The sequence below is a fragment of the Acinetobacter sp. SFA genome, assembly GCF_001647535.1.
Lineage (GTDB): Bacteria > Pseudomonadota > Gammaproteobacteria > Pseudomonadales > Moraxellaceae > Acinetobacter > Acinetobacter pecorum.
This window is the reverse complement of the sequence record NZ_LSZI01000018.1, coordinates 36,329-56,190: the sequence shown is the minus strand read 5'-3', so window position 1 is coordinate 56,190 and position 19,862 is coordinate 36,329. Positions and strand designations below refer to the sequence as shown.

At 44.2% G+C, this 19,862-nt stretch carries 19 protein-coding genes; 8 read left to right on the top strand and 11 right to left on the bottom strand.

Features of this window, described 5'->3' with window-relative positions:
* Positions 1–73: 73 nt before the first annotated feature.
* Positions 74–319: a hypothetical protein gene (locus AY607_RS10135; RefSeq protein WP_064102455.1), complete on the bottom strand. Its 246-nt coding sequence runs from the start codon at positions 317–319 to the stop codon at positions 74–76.
* Between the two features lie 389 nt (positions 320–708).
* Between AY607_RS10135 and AY607_RS10130 the strand changes: the two genes are divergently transcribed.
* The 5 genes from AY607_RS10130 to AY607_RS10110 all read left to right on the top strand — a co-directional run bounded on the left by AY607_RS10130 (position 709) and on the right by AY607_RS10110 (position 5,526).
* Positions 709–1,716 carry a CobW family GTP-binding protein gene (locus AY607_RS10130; protein WP_064102454.1) on the top strand — a complete coding sequence of 336 codons (1,008 nt, stop codon included), beginning with the start codon at positions 709–711 and terminating at the stop codon, positions 1,714–1,716.
* Positions 1,717–1,817: 101 nt separating this feature from the next.
* The gene (locus tag AY607_RS10125) at positions 1,818–2,348 is read left to right on the top strand and encodes a YaeQ family protein (protein WP_064096386.1); all 531 of its coding nucleotides are present in this window, start codon (positions 1,818–1,820) and stop codon (positions 2,346–2,348) included.
* Positions 2,349–2,435: 87 nt separating this feature from the next.
* Entirely contained in the window at positions 2,436–3,059 is a 624-nt protein-coding gene (locus AY607_RS10120) for an MgtC/SapB family protein (RefSeq protein WP_064096385.1), read from the top strand.
* Between the two features lie 85 nt (positions 3,060–3,144).
* Positions 3,145–3,483, top strand: a complete 339-nt coding sequence (locus AY607_RS10115) for an FKBP-type peptidyl-prolyl cis-trans isomerase (RefSeq protein WP_004280661.1) — start codon at positions 3,145–3,147, stop codon at positions 3,481–3,483.
* A 231-nt stretch (positions 3,484–3,714) separates the two neighbouring features.
* On the top strand, positions 3,715–5,526 hold the full coding sequence (locus AY607_RS10110; protein WP_064096477.1) for a diguanylate cyclase: 1,812 nt from the start codon (positions 3,715–3,717) through the stop codon (positions 5,524–5,526).
* Here the strand turns inward: AY607_RS10110 and AY607_RS10105 are convergent.
* Entirely contained in the window at positions 5,523–5,990 is a 468-nt protein-coding gene (locus AY607_RS10105) for a GNAT family N-acetyltransferase (RefSeq protein WP_171254963.1), read from the bottom strand. The genes AY607_RS10110 and AY607_RS10105 overlap by 4 nt on opposite strands.
* Positions 5,991–6,372: 382 nt before the next feature.
* Here AY607_RS10105 and AY607_RS10100 point away from each other — a divergent pair, with 382 nt between their 5' ends.
* From AY607_RS10100 to AY607_RS10090, 3 genes are all read left to right on the top strand, one after another.
* Positions 6,373–6,858, top strand: a complete 486-nt coding sequence (locus tag AY607_RS10100) for a hypothetical protein (RefSeq protein ID WP_064096383.1) — start codon at positions 6,373–6,375, stop codon at positions 6,856–6,858.
* Positions 6,859–7,104: 246 nt separating this feature from the next.
* Positions 7,105–7,380: a hypothetical protein gene (locus AY607_RS10095; protein WP_064102453.1), complete on the top strand. Its 276-nt coding sequence runs from the start codon at positions 7,105–7,107 to the stop codon at positions 7,378–7,380.
* 150 nt (positions 7,381–7,530) lie between these two features.
* Positions 7,531–8,028 carry a DUF2505 family protein gene (locus tag AY607_RS10090; protein ID WP_064102452.1) on the top strand — a complete coding sequence of 166 codons (498 nt, stop codon included), beginning with the start codon at positions 7,531–7,533 and terminating at the stop codon, positions 8,026–8,028.
* Between the two features lie 114 nt (positions 8,029–8,142).
* Here AY607_RS10090 and AY607_RS10085 read toward each other — a convergent pair whose 3' ends face one another.
* The 9 genes from AY607_RS10085 to sdsA form a co-directional block, all read right to left on the bottom strand.
* The gene (locus tag AY607_RS10085) at positions 8,143–8,817 is read right to left on the bottom strand and encodes a DUF1345 domain-containing protein (protein ID WP_064102451.1); all 675 of its coding nucleotides are present in this window, start codon (positions 8,815–8,817) and stop codon (positions 8,143–8,145) included.
* Between the two features lie 218 nt (positions 8,818–9,035).
* Positions 9,036–9,476: a YbjQ family protein gene (locus AY607_RS10080; protein WP_064102450.1), complete on the bottom strand. Its 441-nt coding sequence runs from the start codon at positions 9,474–9,476 to the stop codon at positions 9,036–9,038.
* Positions 9,477–9,479: 3 nt separating this feature from the next.
* Positions 9,480–9,836: a YbjQ family protein gene (locus AY607_RS10075; protein WP_064102449.1), complete on the bottom strand. Its 357-nt coding sequence runs from the start codon at positions 9,834–9,836 to the stop codon at positions 9,480–9,482.
* A gap of 107 nt (positions 9,837–9,943) precedes the next feature.
* Positions 9,944–11,416 carry a multidrug efflux RND transporter AdeIJK outer membrane channel subunit AdeK gene (gene adeK / locus AY607_RS10070; protein ID WP_064096377.1) on the bottom strand — a complete coding sequence of 491 codons (1,473 nt, stop codon included), beginning with the start codon at positions 11,414–11,416 and terminating at the stop codon, positions 9,944–9,946.
* Positions 11,416–14,592, bottom strand: a complete 3,177-nt coding sequence (locus AY607_RS10065) for an efflux RND transporter permease subunit (protein WP_064096376.1) — start codon at positions 14,590–14,592, stop codon at positions 11,416–11,418. Before AY607_RS10065 ends, adeK begins: the two co-directional genes overlap by 1 nt.
* Positions 14,593–14,605: 13 nt before the next feature.
* Complete coding sequence (locus AY607_RS10060) at positions 14,606–15,868, bottom strand: efflux RND transporter periplasmic adaptor subunit (RefSeq protein ID WP_064096375.1); 1,263 nt, start codon at positions 15,866–15,868, stop codon at positions 14,606–14,608.
* A 37-nt stretch (positions 15,869–15,905) separates the two neighbouring features.
* Complete coding sequence (locus AY607_RS14870; protein ID WP_081406363.1) at positions 15,906–16,508, bottom strand: phosphatase PAP2 family protein; 603 nt, start codon at positions 16,506–16,508, stop codon at positions 15,906–15,908.
* Between the two features lie 158 nt (positions 16,509–16,666).
* Positions 16,667–18,709 carry a site-specific recombinase gene (locus AY607_RS10050; protein ID WP_064102448.1) on the bottom strand — a complete coding sequence of 681 codons (2,043 nt, stop codon included), beginning with the start codon at positions 18,707–18,709 and terminating at the stop codon, positions 16,667–16,669.
* Between the two features lie 15 nt (positions 18,710–18,724).
* Positions 18,725–19,702, bottom strand: coding sequence for an All-trans-nonaprenyl-diphosphate synthase (gene sdsA, locus AY607_RS10045; RefSeq protein ID WP_064096372.1), 978 nt, complete (start codon positions 19,700–19,702; stop codon positions 18,725–18,727).
* Between the last annotated feature and the right edge of the window lie 160 nt (positions 19,703–19,862).

Genomic DNA, 19,862 nt, shown 5'->3' with positions numbered 1-19,862 from the left:
AGCCTAGGACACAGCCTACTGGAGAAATACTGTCACGAATATCCTTATAGGGTTAAACGAGTCATCTAATAACTTAACGTGCAGCAGGTTTTGCTGGTGTTGTACTGTCTGCAGTAGCTTCAGATGCAGCTGCTTCAGAGGCAGCAGGCTGCTCTGCAGATGCACCTGCAACCGGCGCATTTGATTCAGGTAATTCTTGGGTACTCACGACCACTTTTTCTTCAGTGGTGGTTTTTGCATCTGTGGTTTTGCTGTCTGCAAAACTGGTAGCTGCAGCAGCAGTAAGAGTCGTGGCGAGTAAGATTTGTGCATAGTTCATTTTTGGCATCCTTTTATTCAGGTTATTAATCTGCGGAATTGACCATCACATCAATTCGACAGATGCTCATCCTAAGCACTGAAATTTTACGAGGCAAACCAATTAACAAAAGCGACACGTAGGCAATAACCAAAGCAATACAAAACTGAGAAAGTTGTTTTATTTCTGTTAATTATGCAGAGTTTTATTCAATAAAAATGTGTATGAATATTTCAAAAATTATATTGGCAATAAAAGTTAACATAGCAAATTGAAGATTCTGGATGATTCCATGAATTTTGGAATCTGTAATTTCATCATGTGTTTATTAAGAAGACGCATTTTATAATCTGGCCGTGCTTTATAATGCAGAGCATTGCTATTTCTATTCAATCTCTTGAGAGCCGATTTTGAAAATTCTGTCAGCATCACAGGCTATTCCTGTCCATATCATTTCCGGATTTTTAGGTGCAGGTAAAACCACACTACTCAAACATTTACTACAGCAGAAACCGAAACAGGAAATCTGGGCAGTGCTGATGAATGAGTTTGGCCAGATTGGGGTAGACCAGCAGTTATTGCCGCAAGATCAGGGTTATGCAGTCAAAGAGCTATTGGGTGGCTGTCTATGTTGCAGTAGCCAATTGCCGATGCAAATCGCCTTATCGCGCTTGCTGTCAGAAGTAAAACTGGATCGCCTGTTTATCGAACCTACCGGGCTGGGGCACCCGGGACAATTATTGGAACAGCTGACCGAACCGCACTGGCATAGCCATTTGAACATGCAGGCTTTAGTCACCGTGGTGGATGGTTCGCGTTTGCATGACCGGGACTGGACCCAGCAAAACCTGTATGCAGACCAACTCAAGGCAGCGCAGATCGTGGTGATTTCACATGCTGATTTGATGACAGCCGAAGATAATGCAGCGCTCGCACAACTTCAGGCAGAATATCAACCTTATGCCCAACAGTGGCTGCTGACTGAGCAGGGACAGCTCAATATTGAACAGATCAGGCAGGATTATCAGGGTTCGGCCCGTAAGATCCAGCCCTTGTTAAAACAGCAACAGACGATCTCGTCCGCAGACACTTCCGTAGTCATTCAACAGATGCCTTATCATTATGTAGAAAGTGCCCAGGGATATCAGGTCGCAGGCTGGAAATTGCCAAAACGCTGGCAGTTTAATTTTTATGATCTGCTGGATCTGCTGTGTGAACAAAAAGACTGGCTTAGAATCAAGGGGATTTTCCATACCGATCAGGGCTGGAAAAGTTTTAATTTCAATCCGGAACAGTTCAATTATCAGTCGGCAGATGAAGGTATTGATAACCGGGTGGAAGTGATTTATCAACAGTCACGCGATTGGCTGGCATTTGAAACTGCCCTGATGCAATGCCGTATCGATCCAGAAAAATAACAGCACTATTTCTAGTACGCTGAATGAATCTTTGACCTAAATCTGTTCAGCAAAATTGTGCTAAATCTTATATGCTAAGCGCCAAATTTGAGGATTGTGTGATGGCGTTAAAAGCGACGATTTATAAAGTTGATTTGAATATTGCGGATATGGATACGCATCGTTATGAAGACTATCAACTGACGATGGCACTGCATCCTTCGGAAACCATTGAACGCTTGATGGTGCGTATTCTGGCCTATGCGCGCTATGCCGATGAAGCACTGGAATTTACCAAGGATCTGTTCGAAACGGATGAGCCGGCACTCTGGGAAAAGGATCTGACCGGGCAACTGGTCAAATGGATTGAAGTGGGCAGTCCGGACGAAGATAAAGTCAAAAAGGCCAGTGCGCGTTGCAAGCAGGTCGCAGTCGTGACCTATGGTTCTGCGGTAGATGAATGGTATAAGCGTAGCAGCAAGTTAAAAACCTTAAAAAATGTGGAAGTATGGAAATTATCCACTGCAACCACTGATGCATTACCACAATTGTGTGCACGCACCATGCAGTTACAGTTAAATGTGATGGATGGGGAATGGACCTTGATTGGTGATCAGGGTCAAGTGATTGTAGAGTGGGAACAGTTACAATAAGAATTCACAAGGATGCAAGTTTCAACTTGTATCCTTGCCTCACTATTTCGTATATCTGGAGAGAAAAATAAGTTCTCTGGACGAAGCATGTATCATGAACTTTATGAGTTGCTATTAGCAGTCGTGATTGGTGCAATCATTGGGGCAGAACGGGAATATCACAGTAAATCTGCCGGACTGCGCACCATGATCATAGTCAGTCTGAGTTCCTGTCTGTTTACCATTATTTCTTTAAAAATCGGCGTGGACAACCCTGACCGTCTGGCAGCCAATGTTTTAACCGGTTTGGGTTTTCTGGGAGCCGGAGTAATTTTAAAAGATGATAACCGGGTTTCTGGTATTACCACTGCAACCACGATCTGGATGACAGCGGCACTGGGCATGGCAGTCGGTGCGGGTTATGAACTGTTAAGTATTTGGACAACGGTGATCGTGTTGATCGTACTGGTCCTATTGGTCTATGTGCAACGTGGTATCGAGCATCTGAATCATGAACGTAACTACGAAATTGTCTGTCCTTTCGAGCAGCATGAGCCGGAACATTATGAAAAACTGTTTAAACGATACAAATTAAAAGTGATTCATTCCAGCCAGCAAAAAATCGACCAGCAGATTACAAGCCGCTGGATCCTGATGGGGTCAGCTAAAAATCATCAGAAATTAACCCAGTATTTATTACAGGATAAGAAGATTCAGAAACTCAGCTTTTGACCTATTGAAGCTAAAGGCCAAGGAATTTAGCTCAATCCAGTTTATACTGAACTCTAAATTTAGTGCTAATCTCAGGTAAATGACGATGATAAACGAACTTGAAATTATTGATTTAAAAGTAGGTGAAGGGAAAGAAGCGGTAAAAGGCGCTTTAATTACCACGCATTACACTGGATGGCTGGAAGATGGAACCAAGTTTGATTCATCCATTGACCGAGGCAATTATTTTGAAACTGTCATTGGTACAGGGCGTGTGATTAAAGGCTGGGATCAGGGCATTCTGGGAATGAAAGTTGGTGGTAAACGTAAACTGATGGTACCTGCACATTTGGCTTATGGCGAACGTAAAATGGGGAAGGTCATTCCAGCCAATTCCAACCTGATTTTTGAAATTGAATTGTTTGATGTAAAAACACGTGATTAAAACAATATAATTAGCGAGACATAAATAGTTTTCTCTAATTAAAATATTTGAGCTTTTCCGGTGCAGTCAACCCAATACAGGTTGTACCGGACTAAATACAAAAAACATTTGAAATCATAAATATTCCTTGTAAATTATAAGAATAATAAACAATTATCTTGAGATATAACGTATTTGCATAAATTGATAAGGAATGTCTTTTTTATCGTATTTATCTGGACCTTTAGCTGGCTGACTTGCATAACTAGTCCAGCGATCGCTCAGAACGAACTCACATCGCCATCATTTCAGCAGCAATCTCAAAATGAGGTTACAGAAGTCCATTTTACCGAACATAGCAGTAGTTCTTTGCAGGGAAAATGGTGGTTCTACCCGAACCAGTTTATAGTTCAGCCCAGCTCCATACTCCAGTCAAAAACCGTTCAATTGCCAGCTTCTTTTAAAACCTTGGCAGGCTCAAATGCGGGTTATGGGACTTTCATTGGTCATTTTAAAATTCCAAAAGAGTTTCTCGGACGACGGATTGCGATCCGGATTCCAACCCAGTACGGCGCCTATCGAATGTATGTCAATGGACAGTTTATCGTTCGACTCGGAGAAATCAGTACCACACCTGAAAAACAGGTGACTGAAAAAGCACCGCGGATTGGCTATTTTGTTCCAGACACTGAATATATTACCTTAAGTATTCAGGCCTCGAATTATACCCATTTGCATGGTGGCCTCGAACGACCGATGCAGATCGGCATTGCGGCGACAATCAATCGCCAATTCCAGCAGCTCATGATGAGTATTGCCATGGTGTGCGGTGCAGTATTTGGGGTAGGGGTGTTTACCATTCTGTTTTCGATATTCAGAGGATCTCGAGAACGCAACAGTAAAAGTATCTTTGTTTTTGGCTGGTTTATTGTCTTTTTGGCCATGCATAACCTGTTTTCTGCACCTTATGCTTATTCAGTGTTTACCAATATCAACTGGTTGTGGGGAAGCCGATTAGAGTATCTGTTTACTTTTTTTGCGGCATTCTTTTTTCTCAGCTATATGCATCTGTTTAACCGGCGCTATTTGAATCCGGTGATTTATTATATTGCAGTTATATTGTTGGTCTTTAATATTATTATTACCCTTTTTTCATCTCCGGAAATATTTGAGCGTCTGGCTCTGTTTAGTGCGATCTATGCTTTAGTCATCCTTGCCAATTTTATGTACGGCTTTTATCAGACTCTACGCTATAAAGAACATTATTCGCGTTTGAATCTGATTGCGATTATTTTCCTCTGTCTGACGTTTTTGAATGATTATCTATTGCTGATCAATGTAATTAAAACGACGCATCTGTTCTTTATCTCAACCAGTATCTACGCGTTATTAATCATGTTCCGGCAGTCGAGGCATTATGCGCATCAAACTTATGAGACCGAACAGTTGAACCTGAATCTGATTGCTCTCAACAATTCACTCGATCAAAAAGTCAAAGAACGTACCCAGCAACTGCATGAACTGAATGCTAAATTAGAGCAGCAGATGAATACTGATGCACTGACAGGTGCCTTTAACCGGCGCGCTTTAAATCATGAAATCCAGCAGCAGTTTTTGCAGACCCGGCAGCAGCTGCAACATACGCTGGTTTTTGCCATGCTCGATGTCGACTATTTCAAAAACTATAATGACTATTATGGCCATTTAAAGGGGGATGACGTCCTGAAAAATCTGGTCAGGATTATCCAGCAAGCCTTGCCGCCGTCGGGTTATCTGGCACGTTATGGTGGCGAAGAGTTTGCGATTCTGCTCACAGATATACCGGTTCAAACTGCCTTGAAAAATCTGGAAAATGTATTAGAGCAGATTCGGGAACAACGTATGGAACATCTGAACCGGCCAGATGCAAAAAAATATATTACGGTCAGTATGGGGGCAGCATGGACTGCACAAACACATATATATGCAGATATTCATGAACTGATGAAAGCTGCAGATGTGCAACTCTATGCCGCCAAACAGGCAGGGCGTGATCAGTTAAAAATTAAGAAAGAGACTGATTAAAAAACATATTTATAAAGAAGGCATACCTCATCTTCTGACCCGGCAGAATGCAGATGAAAGCCACAGCGTTGATAATAACTTAAAGCAGTCTGGGTGGACTGTATTTCAATCTGATGAATTTTTTTCTTTAATAATGTGTGATGCATCTGGTGAAACAACTGGGTACCAAATCCCAGTCTCTGGTAGTTAGGGGCGATATAATGCATCCGGATTTCTCCAGTATCACTGACCAATAAGAACCCGACCACCTTGTCATGTACAAGGTAAACCCAGCAATCGTTATAAAGCATGTCGACAATCAGGCTGGCATGATCAAATTTTTCTAGCCAGGTTTGAATTTTGCTGGCTTCACGCTGATGATCCAGAACACAGGACTGAATACTGTCATGAATCACCTGAATAATCTGAGGTATATCTTCGATCTTCCCTTCCCGAATCATAATCTTATTCATTTTCTCAAATATTTATAGGAAGGGTTTATTTGATAAAAAAACACTAGGTAAAAAACAGAACAATATTGTAGTGATTTTGAGAATTTTTGCTGATATCCATACGCCTGAAGAACAGGTCTGTTATGGATTTGTCCTTTTTTATTATCTCAAGTGCCTAAGTTTCATGATGAAGCTAAAGATAAAAATCAAAGTAAATTAAATCTTAAAATAAAAATGAACTCGAGAAGGGGGTGAAAATGCTCCAGAAAAGAAGATAAATTATAAAAATAAGCCGTAAATTTGCACTGTCTAAAAAATAGACGTATTCTGGATCCACGTGGGCTATTCCAGTAAATGCTGCGCCTGCTGCGATAAAATAAAATAAAAAAGAATCAGTCACATGAGATGATCAATTATGCTGAAATTACTCCTCCTATTATGTGTTTTATTCATTTTGAATGCTGCTTGGATTGTGGGCAGGAAAATGTATAAGGCTCAGCGTCATCTGGCTCATAAGTGCCTAAAAAAACAGGTACAGATTTCGAGCATTACAGAGCAAGAAGTCATCGAGCAAGAGCAGCAGGTGTATCTAGTGGATGCATATGAGCTGGAACTGTTTGATGATGTGGCACAGCTATTCTTTCAACGGCAGGTGCATATTGGGAATCGAGCACAGGCCGAACAGTTACAGCAGGAAGTATTACAAAAGATGCCAATGCACTGTAGTACCCAGATCCGTCAGATGGATTTAGGGGAATGGTCAATTTTTTGGAATTTCTATGATCAATCACTAGAATATTATGTCGGCCGCTATGGAATATTTTACGTGCATGTTGACCGTTTTGGAGAAGAGCACCGGCAGGAAATCCGTACTGACCTTTTGCATCCAGACTGTGCCTAGGTAGACAACTTTTATTCGCTCTCTAATATTAAAGATCTCAAGCCGTGTACCTCAGTCGATTTAACTTGATGAAATCAGATGGAACTTTTTACCAGCTTTGTCTTTATCTGGGCGAGAATATCCCATATAACCCATTTCTTTTATGCCATGGTGCTAGAGAAAAAAACCGCAAAACTTTCTGTCTTTTTCATGCATAGCCGTGGCACAGTTATTTAAGAACAATCTGGGGAGTGAAGCAGGAAGTTCATGATTATTGATTTTCATCAAGCACAATTACAGAAATTTATGGCTCTGGCGATGAAAATCGAGGCTGAGCCTGAATTGTATTTGCAGTTTGAATCAGTTGCAGATTTTTATAAGGCTGACTGGTTGCAGGCTTTTCCCTCTGGTACTGAATATTTTGCTTCAGGTCTGGACGATGGTGCCGAAGAGTTTTATGCATTGATCTGTTATGGCGAAATGCAGCTACGGATCAGCTGTGTTCAGGAACAGTTCTCTGCAAAACTATGTTGCAAACATTGACCGGATTGCCGCTGTTTCCCGATAAAAGAATAATGACATCTACTGTAGAGTTGATATAAATTGCAGAGTCATCTCTGTGTTTGGTCTTTTATTCGCTGCTGTCAAAAGTAGTGTATGTAAATAACTTAATAAAAATAAGGAAAAAATAGCATGGCACATCAGTTCACCGTAAAAGCAATTATTAATGGCGTGTCCATTGATGAGTTTAAGCGTTTGGCCAATGATATCCGTTTACATGAGGCAGTTTGTCATCGAATTCCTGCTCAAAATCTGGAGATCCTGGTTTCGGAAAAGCAGGGGCATATGTATACCCTGAAACGTGCTTATAACCTGGATGTCAATATTCCGGATATGGCAAAAAAACTACTTAAAGATGCATTCCGTTTGCAGCGTACCGATGTCAGTAATCTGGATGAAATGACCTCGACGGTACAACTTGGGGCCAATTTGCCGATTGAGGCTACCTGTCAGCGTGCAGTCACTGGAGATAAAGATCAGATCCAGTTTCAGTTAAACTGGACGGTGAAAGTTAAAGTACCTTTGCTGGGTGGAATGTTAGAAAAGCATGCCGAAGGTGAGATTCGTAAATTTAGTGAAATTGAACTCAGCATTGTTGAAGATGAATTGCGTAAAAACCTGACTGCCTGAAATTATGAAGCAAGATAATTAACTTTAAAATCGGTCATGTAGAGACTAGAGAATACTAGTAGATAGAGGCAGTAGATGGCTATTTTCAGTGTGCTGCCTCTTTCAGGACACTTTTTAATTGCTGATAAAGTTTGCCGTGACGTTAATACTGATAGCCAGAATGGTGGTATTAAATCCATAAGCCAAAAGCAGATGTAGGGTATTTAACACCCGCATAGATTGGCAAGTAATGGAGACATCTGCCGTTTGCGCAGAAGTTCCGATGATATAGCTAAAATATAGAAAGTCCGGATAAGTCGGATTCGCGGTGTTGGGAAAATCCAGTCCGCCTTGTTGCTGTTTTTCCAGAGCCAAATAAAAATCATGTGCATAGTGAATGGCAAAAATCGTATGCATCAGGAACCAGGCTGAGATAATAGTGATAACAGACAGGATTAAATGGCCGGTTCTAATCAGGGGATTTTTGGGTAAATGGTTAATTTCAATAATAATTGCAATAAAACAAATGATCAGCGTAATGATCACCAGAAATAGAATGATCCATTTACCGGCATCCTGTTGCATGGCACGTTGCAGAATATGAGCGTGGTCAATGTGCCAAAGCTTTTTTATAGTAAAAAACAAATAAGCATAGATCGCGATATTCCAGCTGCTTAATAAGCAGCTGGACCAGCTTAAAGGAGTGAGGGTCTGTAAGACCAGATAAAATACCAAGATGGCTGGGAAAATAATAAAGAAATACAGATGGAATTGAAGTGTAGTTTTTATAGAGTCGAGAAACTGCATCATCTTATTTATATTTATTCTGCTGATTACTTAATATCCTAGCACAGAATAATAGGGAATAAAGATGATTCCAGCGGCTTGAAGTCGGACTCAATGACTGCCTATCGCTCTATTTCCTCTTTAAAGCGGTATGTCTATTCAGGTTTAGTCATTTGAGTACCAGAATCGTGTAGCAGGGCTGGATCAGCTCGGCAGAGTTTCTGGGTAGACATTCAGTTTGGTCAAGAAGGCTGTTTTAGTGCAGTACCATAAGCAAAGACTTCCACCATACCGCCTTGCATGCCGAGTTCAGTGGTGCTGAGACGGATTCCCATAATCTGGGTCGCCCCGATTTTTTCAGCCTCAAGTTTTAAACGTACAATTGCTTCGCGTCGTGCACGCTCTACCACGCTTTCATAGCTGGTCAGACGGCCACCCAGCATATTCTGGACACTGGCAATGGCATATTTAAAATAATCATGGGAAATAACCACATTGCTACTGATCATTTGTCCAGAATATTCAGACATGATAAAGCGACTACTGTTCATCTGAATATATGCCAGACGTTGTTCCTGTTCATCCAGATAGCGAAAATGTTTACGTTCGTTATAACGGCCAAATCCAAACCCGACACTAAACAGGATGGCAAAAATGATGACCTGGAAAATTAAACCGTCCATGCTTTAATCTGCCTGCGGAAAAGGATCGGGTAATTTTGGCATGACCGGATCAACCACTACGGCTGTACCATAAACAAAGAGCTCAGAAGCACCCTGGGCAATATTAGAAGTCGAGAAGCGAATGCCGACAACTGCATTGGCCCCCATACTGCGAGCTTTTTCAATCATACGGTTCATCGCTTCCTGACGGGATTCTTCCAGTAGTTCGGTATAGGCAGTAAGTTCACCACCCACAATATTTTTTAGCCCGGCCAGTAGGTCACGTCCGACATGCTTGCTGCGTACGGTACTTTCATAAACGACATCTATTTGCTGACGAATGGTATGTCCCGGTACAGATTCCAGATTGCTAAGTAACATGTGTATGTTTTCTAAATAAATCGCTAGCCTATGACAATAGGAAAACTGCCTTGAAAATGCAATAAAAAAAGCCCACCGAAGTGAGCTTTTCTTGATCTGTCTGGAATTTATTGCGCTTGCTGTTCGGCCGCGCGGCGTTGTTCAGACACAGACGGCGGGTTCGGCACGATGTCGGTTGTATTGACTTTTAAGCCGCCACCCAGGGTTTTATAGACTTCAACCTGATTGTTCAGATTGGCCTGTTCAAGCAATAATAAACCCTGTTCTGCAGCATAAGAAGCACGTTGTGCATCCAGTACGCTCAGATAGCTGTCAATCCCGGCACGGAAACGTGCAAGTGACAAACGATAGGTCGTATTAGTTGCTTCAACCAGACGGCGCTGAGCTGCAAGACGATCACCAATATTCTGGCGAACTGCCAGGGCATCACTGACTTCACGGAAAGCAGTTTGAATCGACTTTTCGTAATCTGACAAGGCAATTTGCTGATCAGTTTCAGAAATGCGGATATTGGCCTGACGGGTACCCCAATCAAAAATTGGAATATCCAGACTTGGGCCTACTGACCAGACAAAGCTACCAGACTTAAACAGATCACCCAGATCAGTTGACGCCAGACCTGCAGAGCCGGTCAGGCTGATGGTCGGGTACAGACGTGCGCGAGCTGCCGCAATATTGGCACCTGCTGCAGACAGACGATATTCTGCTGCACGGATATCCGGACGGTTAATCAGCAGATCACTTGGCAATCCCGCACCTAGTGCAGTATTGGAAGTAATACGGGTAACACGTTGTGCCGGTAATAAGCTGGTTGGCACTGGCTCGCCCACCAGAAGGTTTAACAGGTTTTGCGCCTGTGCCACCTGAGTCCGGTAGTTGGCAACATCGTTACGCGCTGTTTCTACTGAAATTTGTGCCTGACGTACAGGAAGCTCACTGTCGATCCCAACGTCAAAACGTTTCCTGTTCAGATTGTATGACTCAAGTTGGGTTTGCAGCGTCTGTTGCGCTAATGCCAGATTGGCATTGGCAAATGAATAGCTGAGCCATGCTTGTGCAACCTGACCAATCAGGGAGATCTGGGTCGCATCACGTGCACTCTGGGTCGCAAAGAATGTATCAAGCGCATTATCACGCAGACTACGGACACGGCCCCAGAAATCCAGTTCGTATGCGGTTACGCCTAGTCCTACGTTATAACTGGTGATAGGACCGCGGTTCTGGGCACTGTTATTTAAAGTGTCCTGACGCAGTACACTGCCACTGGCACCAATCGTAGGTAACTGGTTATTTTCGCTAATCTGATACTGCTGCTGGGCACGTTGAATATTGAGTGCTGCAGTACGCAGGTCGCGGTTATTATTCAGCGCTAAATCCAACACCTGCAGTAAACGCGGGTCAGCAAAAAACTCTTTATAACCCTGTTCTGCTACAGAAGTACCAGACGCATTGGTATAGCTGCTCGGGATATTTGCCTGCGCAACGGGTTCTGGACTGCGCATGCTTTGACAGGCAGTCAAAGCCAGCGCAAGGGCAGATACCGCAATGCTACGACCTGTAATAGACCATAGATTTTGCATTACGACTTATACTCCTGATTTTGTGTTTTTGGTTTGTATTTAAAGACACTTCGAATCCATACATAGAATACCGGGATAAAGAAGATACCTAATAAGGTCGAGCTGATAACACCACCGAGTACACCATAACCTACCGAGTGCTGGCTACCAGCACCAGCACCTGAAGACAGGGCAAGCGGCAATACACCAAAACCAAAGGCTAAAGTGGTCATGATAATCGGGCGTAAACGCATTTTTGCCGCATGCAAGGTAGCATCAAATAATTCTTCACCTTGTTCTTGCAGCTCTTTAGCGAATTCGACAATCAAGATGGCATTTTTCGCAGAAAGACCAATGACTGCAATAAGCGCTACCTGGAAGTAGATGTTATTGGACAGGTTTGGATTCTGGAACAGCATCATCCCACCAAAGGTCAGTAATAATGCACCCACAATACCTAATGGCACCACCAGCAGCACCGAGAACGGAATTGACCAGCTTTCATACAAGGCTGCCAGACACAGGAATACAATCAATAACGACAGGGCATACAGGAATGGAGCCTGATCACCAGATTCACGTTCTTCCAGAGATAAACCTGTCCATTCATAGTCGAAACCTGGCAAGCCCATTTCCGGTAACTTCGCGATAATTTCTTCCATGGCCTGCATGGCTGCACCCGAGCTGACACCTGGCGCCGGAGTACCCTGGATGTTCATAGACGATACGCCATTGTAACGTTCTAGTCGTGGTGAACCATAGGTCCATTCACCTGTTGCAAATGCCGAGAAAGGAACCATTTCACCGCGATTATTACGGACATACCATTTATCCAGATCTTGCGGCATCATGCGCGCATCTGCTTCACCCTGTACATAGACTTTCTTGACACGACCGCGATCTACGAAATCGTTGATATACGAACCGCCCCAAGCCATGCCCATGGTGGTGTTAATTTCAGCGATGCTCACACCCATGGCACCCGCTTGTGCCTGATCGATAATCACATGGTACTGAGGTGTATCTTCCTGACCATTCGGACGTACACCCGCCAGACGTGGATCTTTTGCCGCCATGCCCAAAATTGCATTACGGGCTGCAAGAAGCTGTTCATGAGTCTGGCCACCTGCTGCCTGGAGCTGCAGGTTAAAGCCAGCGGATACACCCAGTTCTGGCATTGCAGGTAACTGTAGCGGCATGATGTAAGAAGCATCCTGCACAATCATGTTTAATGCCATACCACGTTGAATGATCGCACCGACCTGAGCTTCCGGATTGGTACGTTCAGACCAGTCTTTCAGTTTAATGAAAGCCAGACCTGCGTTTTGACCTACACCGGTAAAGGAGAAACCTGCCACACTAAATACGGACTGAACCGTATCTTTCTCGTTTTCCAGGAAATAGTTAGTCATGGTATTGACTACACTATCAGTTCTTTGCAGCGTTGCGTTCGGTGGTAGTTGTACCAGTGCAATTACTACACCCTGATCTTCATCCGGCAGGAACGAAGAAGGCAGTTTCTGGAAAATAAGAACAATAATACCCAGTACTACAGCGTAAATGATGCCCGAAAAAATTTTGCTGTGAGTCATGCGGTTAACGCCGCCCTGATATTTCACCGACATCTTTTCAAAGCTGCTGTTAAACCAGCGGAAGAAGCGTGCAAACACACCATTACTTTCCGGTTTGTTAGGATCATGCTGTTTCAGCAGGGTCGCACACAGGGCAGGGGTAAAGGTGAGCGCCACAATGAGTGATAAAACCATTGCAGTCACAAGGGTAATCGAGAACTGGCGATAAATAACCCCGGTCGTACCACCGAAGAATGCCATAGGCACGAATACTGCAGAAAGTACCGAAGTAATACCAATCAATGCACCAGAAATCTGTTTCATTGACTTTTCAGTTGCAGAAACCGGATCGAGGTGTTCCTCCGTCATTACCCGTTCCACGTTTTCGACTACGACAATCGCATCATCGACCAGAAGACCAATCGCCAATACCATGGCAAACATGGTCAGGGTGTTAATCGAGAAGCCGAAGACATTAATAACAGCAAAGGTCCCCAATACCACGACTGGAACCGCCATGGTTGGAATGATGGTCGCACGCCAGTTCTGCAAGAATAGGAACATGACGATGAAGACCAGAATAATCGCTTCAATGAGGGTATGAACCACAGATTCAATCGATAACTGAATGAAAGGCGTGGTATCGAAAGCCAGCGTATCCACCATCCCTTCAGGATAATTTGGACGTAACTGTTTTAAGCGCTCTTCAACTGCTTTTGCAGTATCTAGGGCATTGGCGCCTGTAGCTAGCTTAATGGCTACACCACCGGCCGGTTTACCATTAAATTTGGAATCAAACTGGTAGTTGTCCGCACCTAGTTCTACACGTGCTACATCGCCCAGGCGAACCTGTGCACCTGACGTGGTATTTTTCAGGAAAATATTGCTGAACTGTTCCGGGGTTTGTAACAGGCTTTGTGCTGTGACTGTCGCATTCAGTACTTGACCTTTTACTGCAGGTGCTCCACCGAGCTGACCCACGGCAACCTGTGCATTCTGGGTACGAATTGCGGTGGCAATATCACTTGGAGTGACTTGCAGACTTGCCATTTTGGCTGGATCGAGCCAGATACGCATGGCATATGAACCACCAAAGACCTGAACTTCACCAACGCCTTCGACACGGCTTAAAGGTTCAGAAATATTGGAGTTCACATAGTCTTTAATGTCATCTGCAGTCAGGGTGCCATCTGGCGAATAGAAAGCCAGTACCTGTAAGAAGCTGGCACCAGACTTGGTAACACGTACACCCTGACGCTGTACATCTTCAGGAAGTAGTGCGGTAGCAGACTGTAATTTGTTTTGAACCTGAACTTGCGCCAGGTCAGGGTCTATACCCTGTTCAAAGTTTACAGCAATAGACGAAGAGCCATTACCCGCACTGGTGGACGAAATATAACGTAATCCGTCCATACCATTCATCTGCTGCTCAATGATCTGAGTTACTGTATTTTCAACAGTTTCAGCAGATGCACCTGGATAAGTTGCAGAAATGGTGATGGTTGGCGGAGCGATAGTCGGATATTGCGCAATCGGCATTTTGCTGATGGTTAGAATACCCGCCAGCATAATTACCAATGCGATCACCCATGCAAAAATCGGGCGATGAATAAAGAATTGAGCCATGAACCATTACTCCTTATGCATTTGCAGCAGGTTTTTGTTCAGGTTTCTCTTTAGCATCATCTGCCTTTTTCTCGCTCGCTGCAGGCTGTTTCGGTGCAGCACCTTGTGGAGCAGCAGCTTGAGGTTGATAAGGTTTAGCAATGACTTGTTGTTCAGGCTTAACTTTCGCAATACCGTCTACAATCACTCTATCACCTGGGTTTAGACCTTCTGTCACAATCCAGTCAGCGCCTTGAGTGCCGACTGTAGTCACTGGACGCGATGCCACTTTACCATCAGCACCGACCAGCATTGCCATCGCCTGACCTGTAGGGGTACGAGTGAGGGCTGCCAGAGGGATGAGGTAAGCATTCGGGATTTCACCCTGCACAATTTGTGCAGTTGCAAACATGCCAGGAAGAAGCAGGTGGTTTTTATTCGGGAATACTGCACGTAAGGTGACTGTACCTGTTTCAGGATTCACGCTGGCATCCGAGAATGCAAGACGGCCTTCTACCGGGTAGGTGCTGCCATCTTCAAGCTTTAGCTTGACTTTGGTATTGTTTGAACTGTTCAGGTCGCCTTTACTCAATTGCTGACGTAAACGCAAAAGTTCAGTACTGGACTGGTTAATATCGACATAGATCGGATCCAGACGCTGAATTGTCACTAACGGATCTGGCTGGTTGGCCGTGACTAATGCGCCTGCAGTCACAGACGAACGGTTGGTCTGACCCGAGATCGGGGCACGTACCGTTGAATAACCCAGGTTGATTTCAGCATTACGCAGGCTGGCACGATTAGCATTCAACTCGGCTTCAGCTAGTTTTACCTGTGCTACGATGTCATCATATTCTTGCTTCGAAATGGCATTTGTACCGACCAGTTGACGGTAGCGTCCTTCTTTGACCCGCAATACACCCAGATTTGCTTCAGCACTGGCAATCGCTGCACGGGCGTTGTCTACTGTAGTACGGCTGGAGCTTGAATCGATTTCATACAGCGCCTGACCTTCACGTACATAACTGCCTTCAGTGAACAAGCGTTTTAGAACGACGCCACTGGCTTGCGGGCGTACTTCTGAAATTTCAAATGCAGTTGTACGACCCGAGAGCTCTACAGACTGCTCTACACTTTGCGGTTGTGCAACAAGAACACCGACTTCAGTCGGTGGCATTTTTTGTTGAGCGCCAGCTTGCTGGCCCTCTTTGGGATCTTTGCTACAACCAACAAGTGCAAGACTTGTTGCTAATGCGCAAGCAGTCAGGGCCGGTGCCCAAAGCTTTGCAGACATCATTATTCCACCTCAATTAGATTTTTATCTAAATATTTTTTTATTTGTGCGCCGTGCAATATTTGATCCACACCATATACCACAACGAAATCCAAATAAAACTGATACTCCAGCCAGAAATGACATCTGAAGGAAAATGTACGCCCAGATAAACTCTTGAAATTCCCATCATCAGCATCCATAACACTGCGCCCATCACAATAATGTAATACCGGGAATGTTGCCGATAGATATAAATTGCCAGACATCCCAGACAGGCTGCATACAGACTATGGGCACTTGGAAAAGAACTTCCAAAGCTTTCCACCAGATGGAGGGATGCTGGTGGTCTTGGTCGGGCAATCGCAAATTTCAACAGCCAAGCTAGGAGTATTCCTCCGATAATTCCGATACATATAAAAGTTATGTTTGTACGCTTTTTATACCACAGTAAATAAATACACCATAGTGTGGATAAAAATAATACAAATGGCATGCCACCTATTGCTGATAAGTATGTTGCAATCTGATTTAAAGTTCCGGTGCGATGCTCGCTCATCCACTGTACACTGAGCAAGTCAAACTGGCTCAAGACTGGAATGTTAAGGAATAAAACACTGAAAAATAAAAGCAAAATTCCGACAAAAAGCAACAAGTAAGGCATACCGAGAATCTCTGTCCCTCTCACCGATAAAGGATCGGCTCATTGTCTGAAGTGAAGTGTACTTGTCAGTACACTTTTTTTCAAGTGTGTGTATTTTATGCGAATTCCATTATCTTAGTAAGGAATTTGGAAGCAAATATGTCGAAATTATCACAGTTTTAGGACTTTGTAGATGTATGATTTTCGTCAATTTCAAGTGTTTGCTTAGGGGGCCAGAAGAAATCACTGGGGCGGGTCAGAAAGTGAGTCATGACCAGTTTTGCTAGCGGTTTCCACTGTTCAAAACGAACCCGTCGCGCACGCAATGCTACAATAATAGTCAGGCTGAAGCTGACAAAGAGGTTGGTCAGGCCAATCAGCAAGACACCGAGGAAAGATACGACAATCAAACCGACATCAGGACCATTAATATTGATCAGACCCTGAATAAAGTTAGCTGATGCAAAGGCAATGTGACGAATATCCAGTGGTAGACCCAAAATGAAACCGAGTGTCCCCATGCTTCCCAGCATAATACCAAACATAAAATTACCCGCCAGTGCCCCTAGATTACGCTCGATATAGTCAGCAAAGCGCAGCAAGCGTTGCTGCCCCATAAGCTGGGCTAAACGCACATCCGCTTTCAGGCGAGGTCCTACCTTGCGATAAACTGCCATATTGTCAAAATAACCTGCTAATAATCCGGACAGGAACAAACAGACTCCGGCAATTGCAGCATGCGGAATAGCTAAAGAAGTAAAGGGATTCAGGTCATGCAGGGTTTTGGCTGCCTTGGCATGGGTCATTAAGGGTTCATGCAGGGCATAATCCCAAGTTAAGGCAATCAGAGCGGCTACCGGAATCGCGATCGAAATATTACCTAAAATGGCAACAAACTGGGTGCGGATAATGTTCACAATCAGCGCAGCCAGCTCGGCAATCTGAGCCATTTTTGTGCCTTTGCGCTGTTGTACGGTCGCAGCCAGCGCGGCAGCCGTCATCGCCGGCTGTTTGGTCGCAACGGTAAAATGCAGGACATGAATCAGCATAAAGCCTAGCGAATAATTCATGCTGTAGCTAAAGGCCTGCATCAGGGGCGCCATAGAAACACGTGCCATTAATGTTTTTAGCGTGGCCATAATGGCAATGATTACGCCTGCACCTGCAGCCGACTTATACATGGCGAGAAAGCCCTGCTTGTCCGTACTGACATAATGCTCACCGGTCTTGCTGGCATTTTCGGTGACTTGCAAAGCTAAAAGTTCACTATTGGTTGCCAGTAAGGCACGGACACTGCGTTCACTGTAAATTGCTTCAGTGATATCCGCAATAAAAAGGCCAATGGACTTATAACGAAGGTCATCATCATCCATGACCATATTCAGCAGGATTTCGACTCGTTCCAGACACTGTTCCAGCAGAGCAAGCATATAGGTCAGACTGACACTGACTCCAATCCGTCTGGTAGAGCGGCGCACTTTGGCCGCTACATCATGACATTGTTCCAGCATCACCAGCGCTTGTGAGGCATCCGGCGGGGTAATCGAATCGACCAGTGCTACCGTGTTATAGCGTTTCTTGTATTCCTGAATAAATTCGTTGATCTCACGGTTCTGTACCAGAAACGGAGATTCATATTCCATCAGTTCAGGTTGGGCATTAATAAATTCGGGATGCAGACCGATACCGCTAATCCGGTAAGACAGAATAGTCAGGGCCTTGATCAGCTCATCCTTAATCCGGGTTTTTTCAGGCTGGTTGGAATGTCCCTGATTCAGTATCGAAAATAAACGCTGCCAGTCTGCTGCATCAAAATAATCCAGCCAGTATTTATCGGTACGATGATAAAAGACCTTACGAAACAGTTCCTGTAGCTGCTGATGGTCAGGAATAAGCGGCAAAATATGCGCGCCAATACGCTGGTTCAGCTGGTTCCAGAAACCATCCAGGGATAAAATGCCAGTATCGGAAAACAGTCCCGTCTGTTTATAACGATTAATGATCCGAAGGGTAAAGGTCTGAAGCGTCGCAACAGCATTCGGGGTAAGTAATAAAGCCCGAATAAATGCATTGAATTTTGCTTCGATCTCCTCGGTATTTCTGCTGTCTTCCGGTCTGATTCTTTCAACCAGCTCAATCAGAAGATTTTCATCCAGAACTGCCTGAGGTTGTTCAAGCTGATGCTGCATGTTTTGGAAAAGATCAAGAAAATTAATATGCATAGGCAAATTTAAAGATTACTGAATTCGGTGTAGGGCCAGTTTGGCCAGATTAATCAGGGCTTGACGGTATTCAGAGTCAGGTAAGGCCTGCAGGGCATTGATTGCGATTTCAGTTTCTTCAGTCGCACGTTGACGGCAATAATCCAGTGCACCAGATTCATTAACAATATGAATGACCTGCTCCAGATGTTCTGTGCCACCAGTTGCAATACTGCGACGGATGATTTCATGTTGCTCACCGGTGGTGTTTTTCAATGCCGCAATCAATGGCAGGGTGGGCTTGCCCTCCATCAGATCATCACCGATATTTTTGCCGAGCGTGTCCGCATCGGAGGTGTAGTCCAAAATGTCATCTATAATCTGGAAAGCATTACCGAAATGTCCGGCAAAGGTTTTTAAAGGCTGACGGAATTCACTTTTATCCGACAAAATGGCAGCCCCTTCGGTGGCCAGTTCAAACAGACGCGAGGTCTTGCCATGAATAATATTCAAATAAGTCGCTTCAGTGGTTTCCGGCTGATGCTGGGATTGCAGTTGCAGCACTTCACCCTCAGCAATTTCACAGGTACCGGTCGAGAAATCCTTGAGCAATACCATATTGTTCAGATCGACCAGCAAATCAAAAGCACGTGAAATCAGAAAGTCACCGACTAGAACAGCAGTCTGGTTATTCCAGGTCGCATTTGCAGTTGGGCGACCGCGACGCAGACCTGATTCATCGACTACATCATCATGCACCAGTGTTGCGGTATGCAGCATTTCAATGATTGCAGCCAGTTTACGGTGCGGTTCCAAATTTTCAGCACCACACGCCTTGGCAGCCAGAAGACACATAATCGGGCGCATACGTTTGCCACCGGCTTCTACCACGTGTTTGCTGACGGCCATCACCAACGCAACTTTTGAGGTAATTCCTTCATTAATGAATGTGTCCATCGCAGCAAAGTCGTTAGCAACAGGAGCGAGAATGTCTTGCTTAAAGTCGATGGTCATGTGAAAGAAAACCTCTGGTCTGGTAAATCGCTGGACGTAGTTTAACAATTTATAACATGAGTGAAACCTAAGAAATGCATAAACTCCACTAAAAATCAGCTTTTTATAGATCTTAAGAGAAATTGCTCCCTATTTCGAGCCATAAAAAATCACAAAAGGT

Excerpts from the sequence above, each read along its gene's own strand:
- AY607_RS10120 (WP_064096385.1), top strand. The coding sequence starts at position 2,436 with ATGTATCATGAACTTTATGAGTTGCTATTAGCAGTCGTGATTGGTGCA.
- AY607_RS10095 (WP_064102453.1), top strand. The coding sequence starts at position 7,105 with ATGATTATTGATTTTCATCAAGCACAATTACAGAAATTTATGGCTCTG.
- AY607_RS10085 (WP_064102451.1), bottom strand. The coding sequence starts at position 8,817 with ATGATGCAGTTTCTCGACTCTATAAAAACTACACTTCAATTCCATCTG.
- sdsA (WP_064096372.1), bottom strand. The coding sequence starts at position 19,702 with ATGACCATCGACTTTAAGCAAGACATTCTCGCTCCTGTTGCTAACGAC.
- AY607_RS10065 (WP_064096376.1), bottom strand. The coding sequence starts at position 14,592 with ATGGCTCAATTCTTTATTCATCGCCCGATTTTTGCATGGGTGATCGCA.
- AY607_RS10075 (WP_064102449.1), bottom strand. The coding sequence starts at position 9,836 with ATGTTACTTAGCAATCTGGAATCTGTACCGGGACATACCATTCGTCAG.
- AY607_RS14870 (WP_081406363.1), bottom strand. The coding sequence starts at position 16,508 with ATGCCTTACTTGTTGCTTTTTGTCGGAATTTTGCTTTTATTTTTCAGT.
- AY607_RS10125 (WP_064096386.1), top strand. The coding sequence starts at position 1,818 with ATGGCGTTAAAAGCGACGATTTATAAAGTTGATTTGAATATTGCGGAT.
- adeK (WP_064096377.1), bottom strand. The coding sequence starts at position 11,416 with ATGCAAAATCTATGGTCTATTACAGGTCGTAGCATTGCGGTATCTGCC.
- AY607_RS10100 (WP_064096383.1), top strand. The coding sequence starts at position 6,373 with ATGCTGAAATTACTCCTCCTATTATGTGTTTTATTCATTTTGAATGCT.
- AY607_RS10115 (WP_004280661.1), top strand. The coding sequence starts at position 3,145 with ATGATAAACGAACTTGAAATTATTGATTTAAAAGTAGGTGAAGGGAAA.
- AY607_RS10060 (WP_064096375.1), bottom strand. The coding sequence starts at position 15,868 with ATGATGTCTGCAAAGCTTTGGGCACCGGCCCTGACTGCTTGCGCATTA.
- AY607_RS10050 (WP_064102448.1), bottom strand. The coding sequence starts at position 18,709 with ATGCATATTAATTTTCTTGATCTTTTCCAAAACATGCAGCATCAGCTT.
- AY607_RS10135 (WP_064102455.1), bottom strand. The coding sequence starts at position 319 with ATGAACTATGCACAAATCTTACTCGCCACGACTCTTACTGCTGCTGCA.
- AY607_RS10080 (WP_064102450.1), bottom strand. The coding sequence starts at position 9,476 with ATGGACGGTTTAATTTTCCAGGTCATCATTTTTGCCATCCTGTTTAGT.
- AY607_RS10090 (WP_064102452.1), top strand. The coding sequence starts at position 7,531 with ATGGCACATCAGTTCACCGTAAAAGCAATTATTAATGGCGTGTCCATT.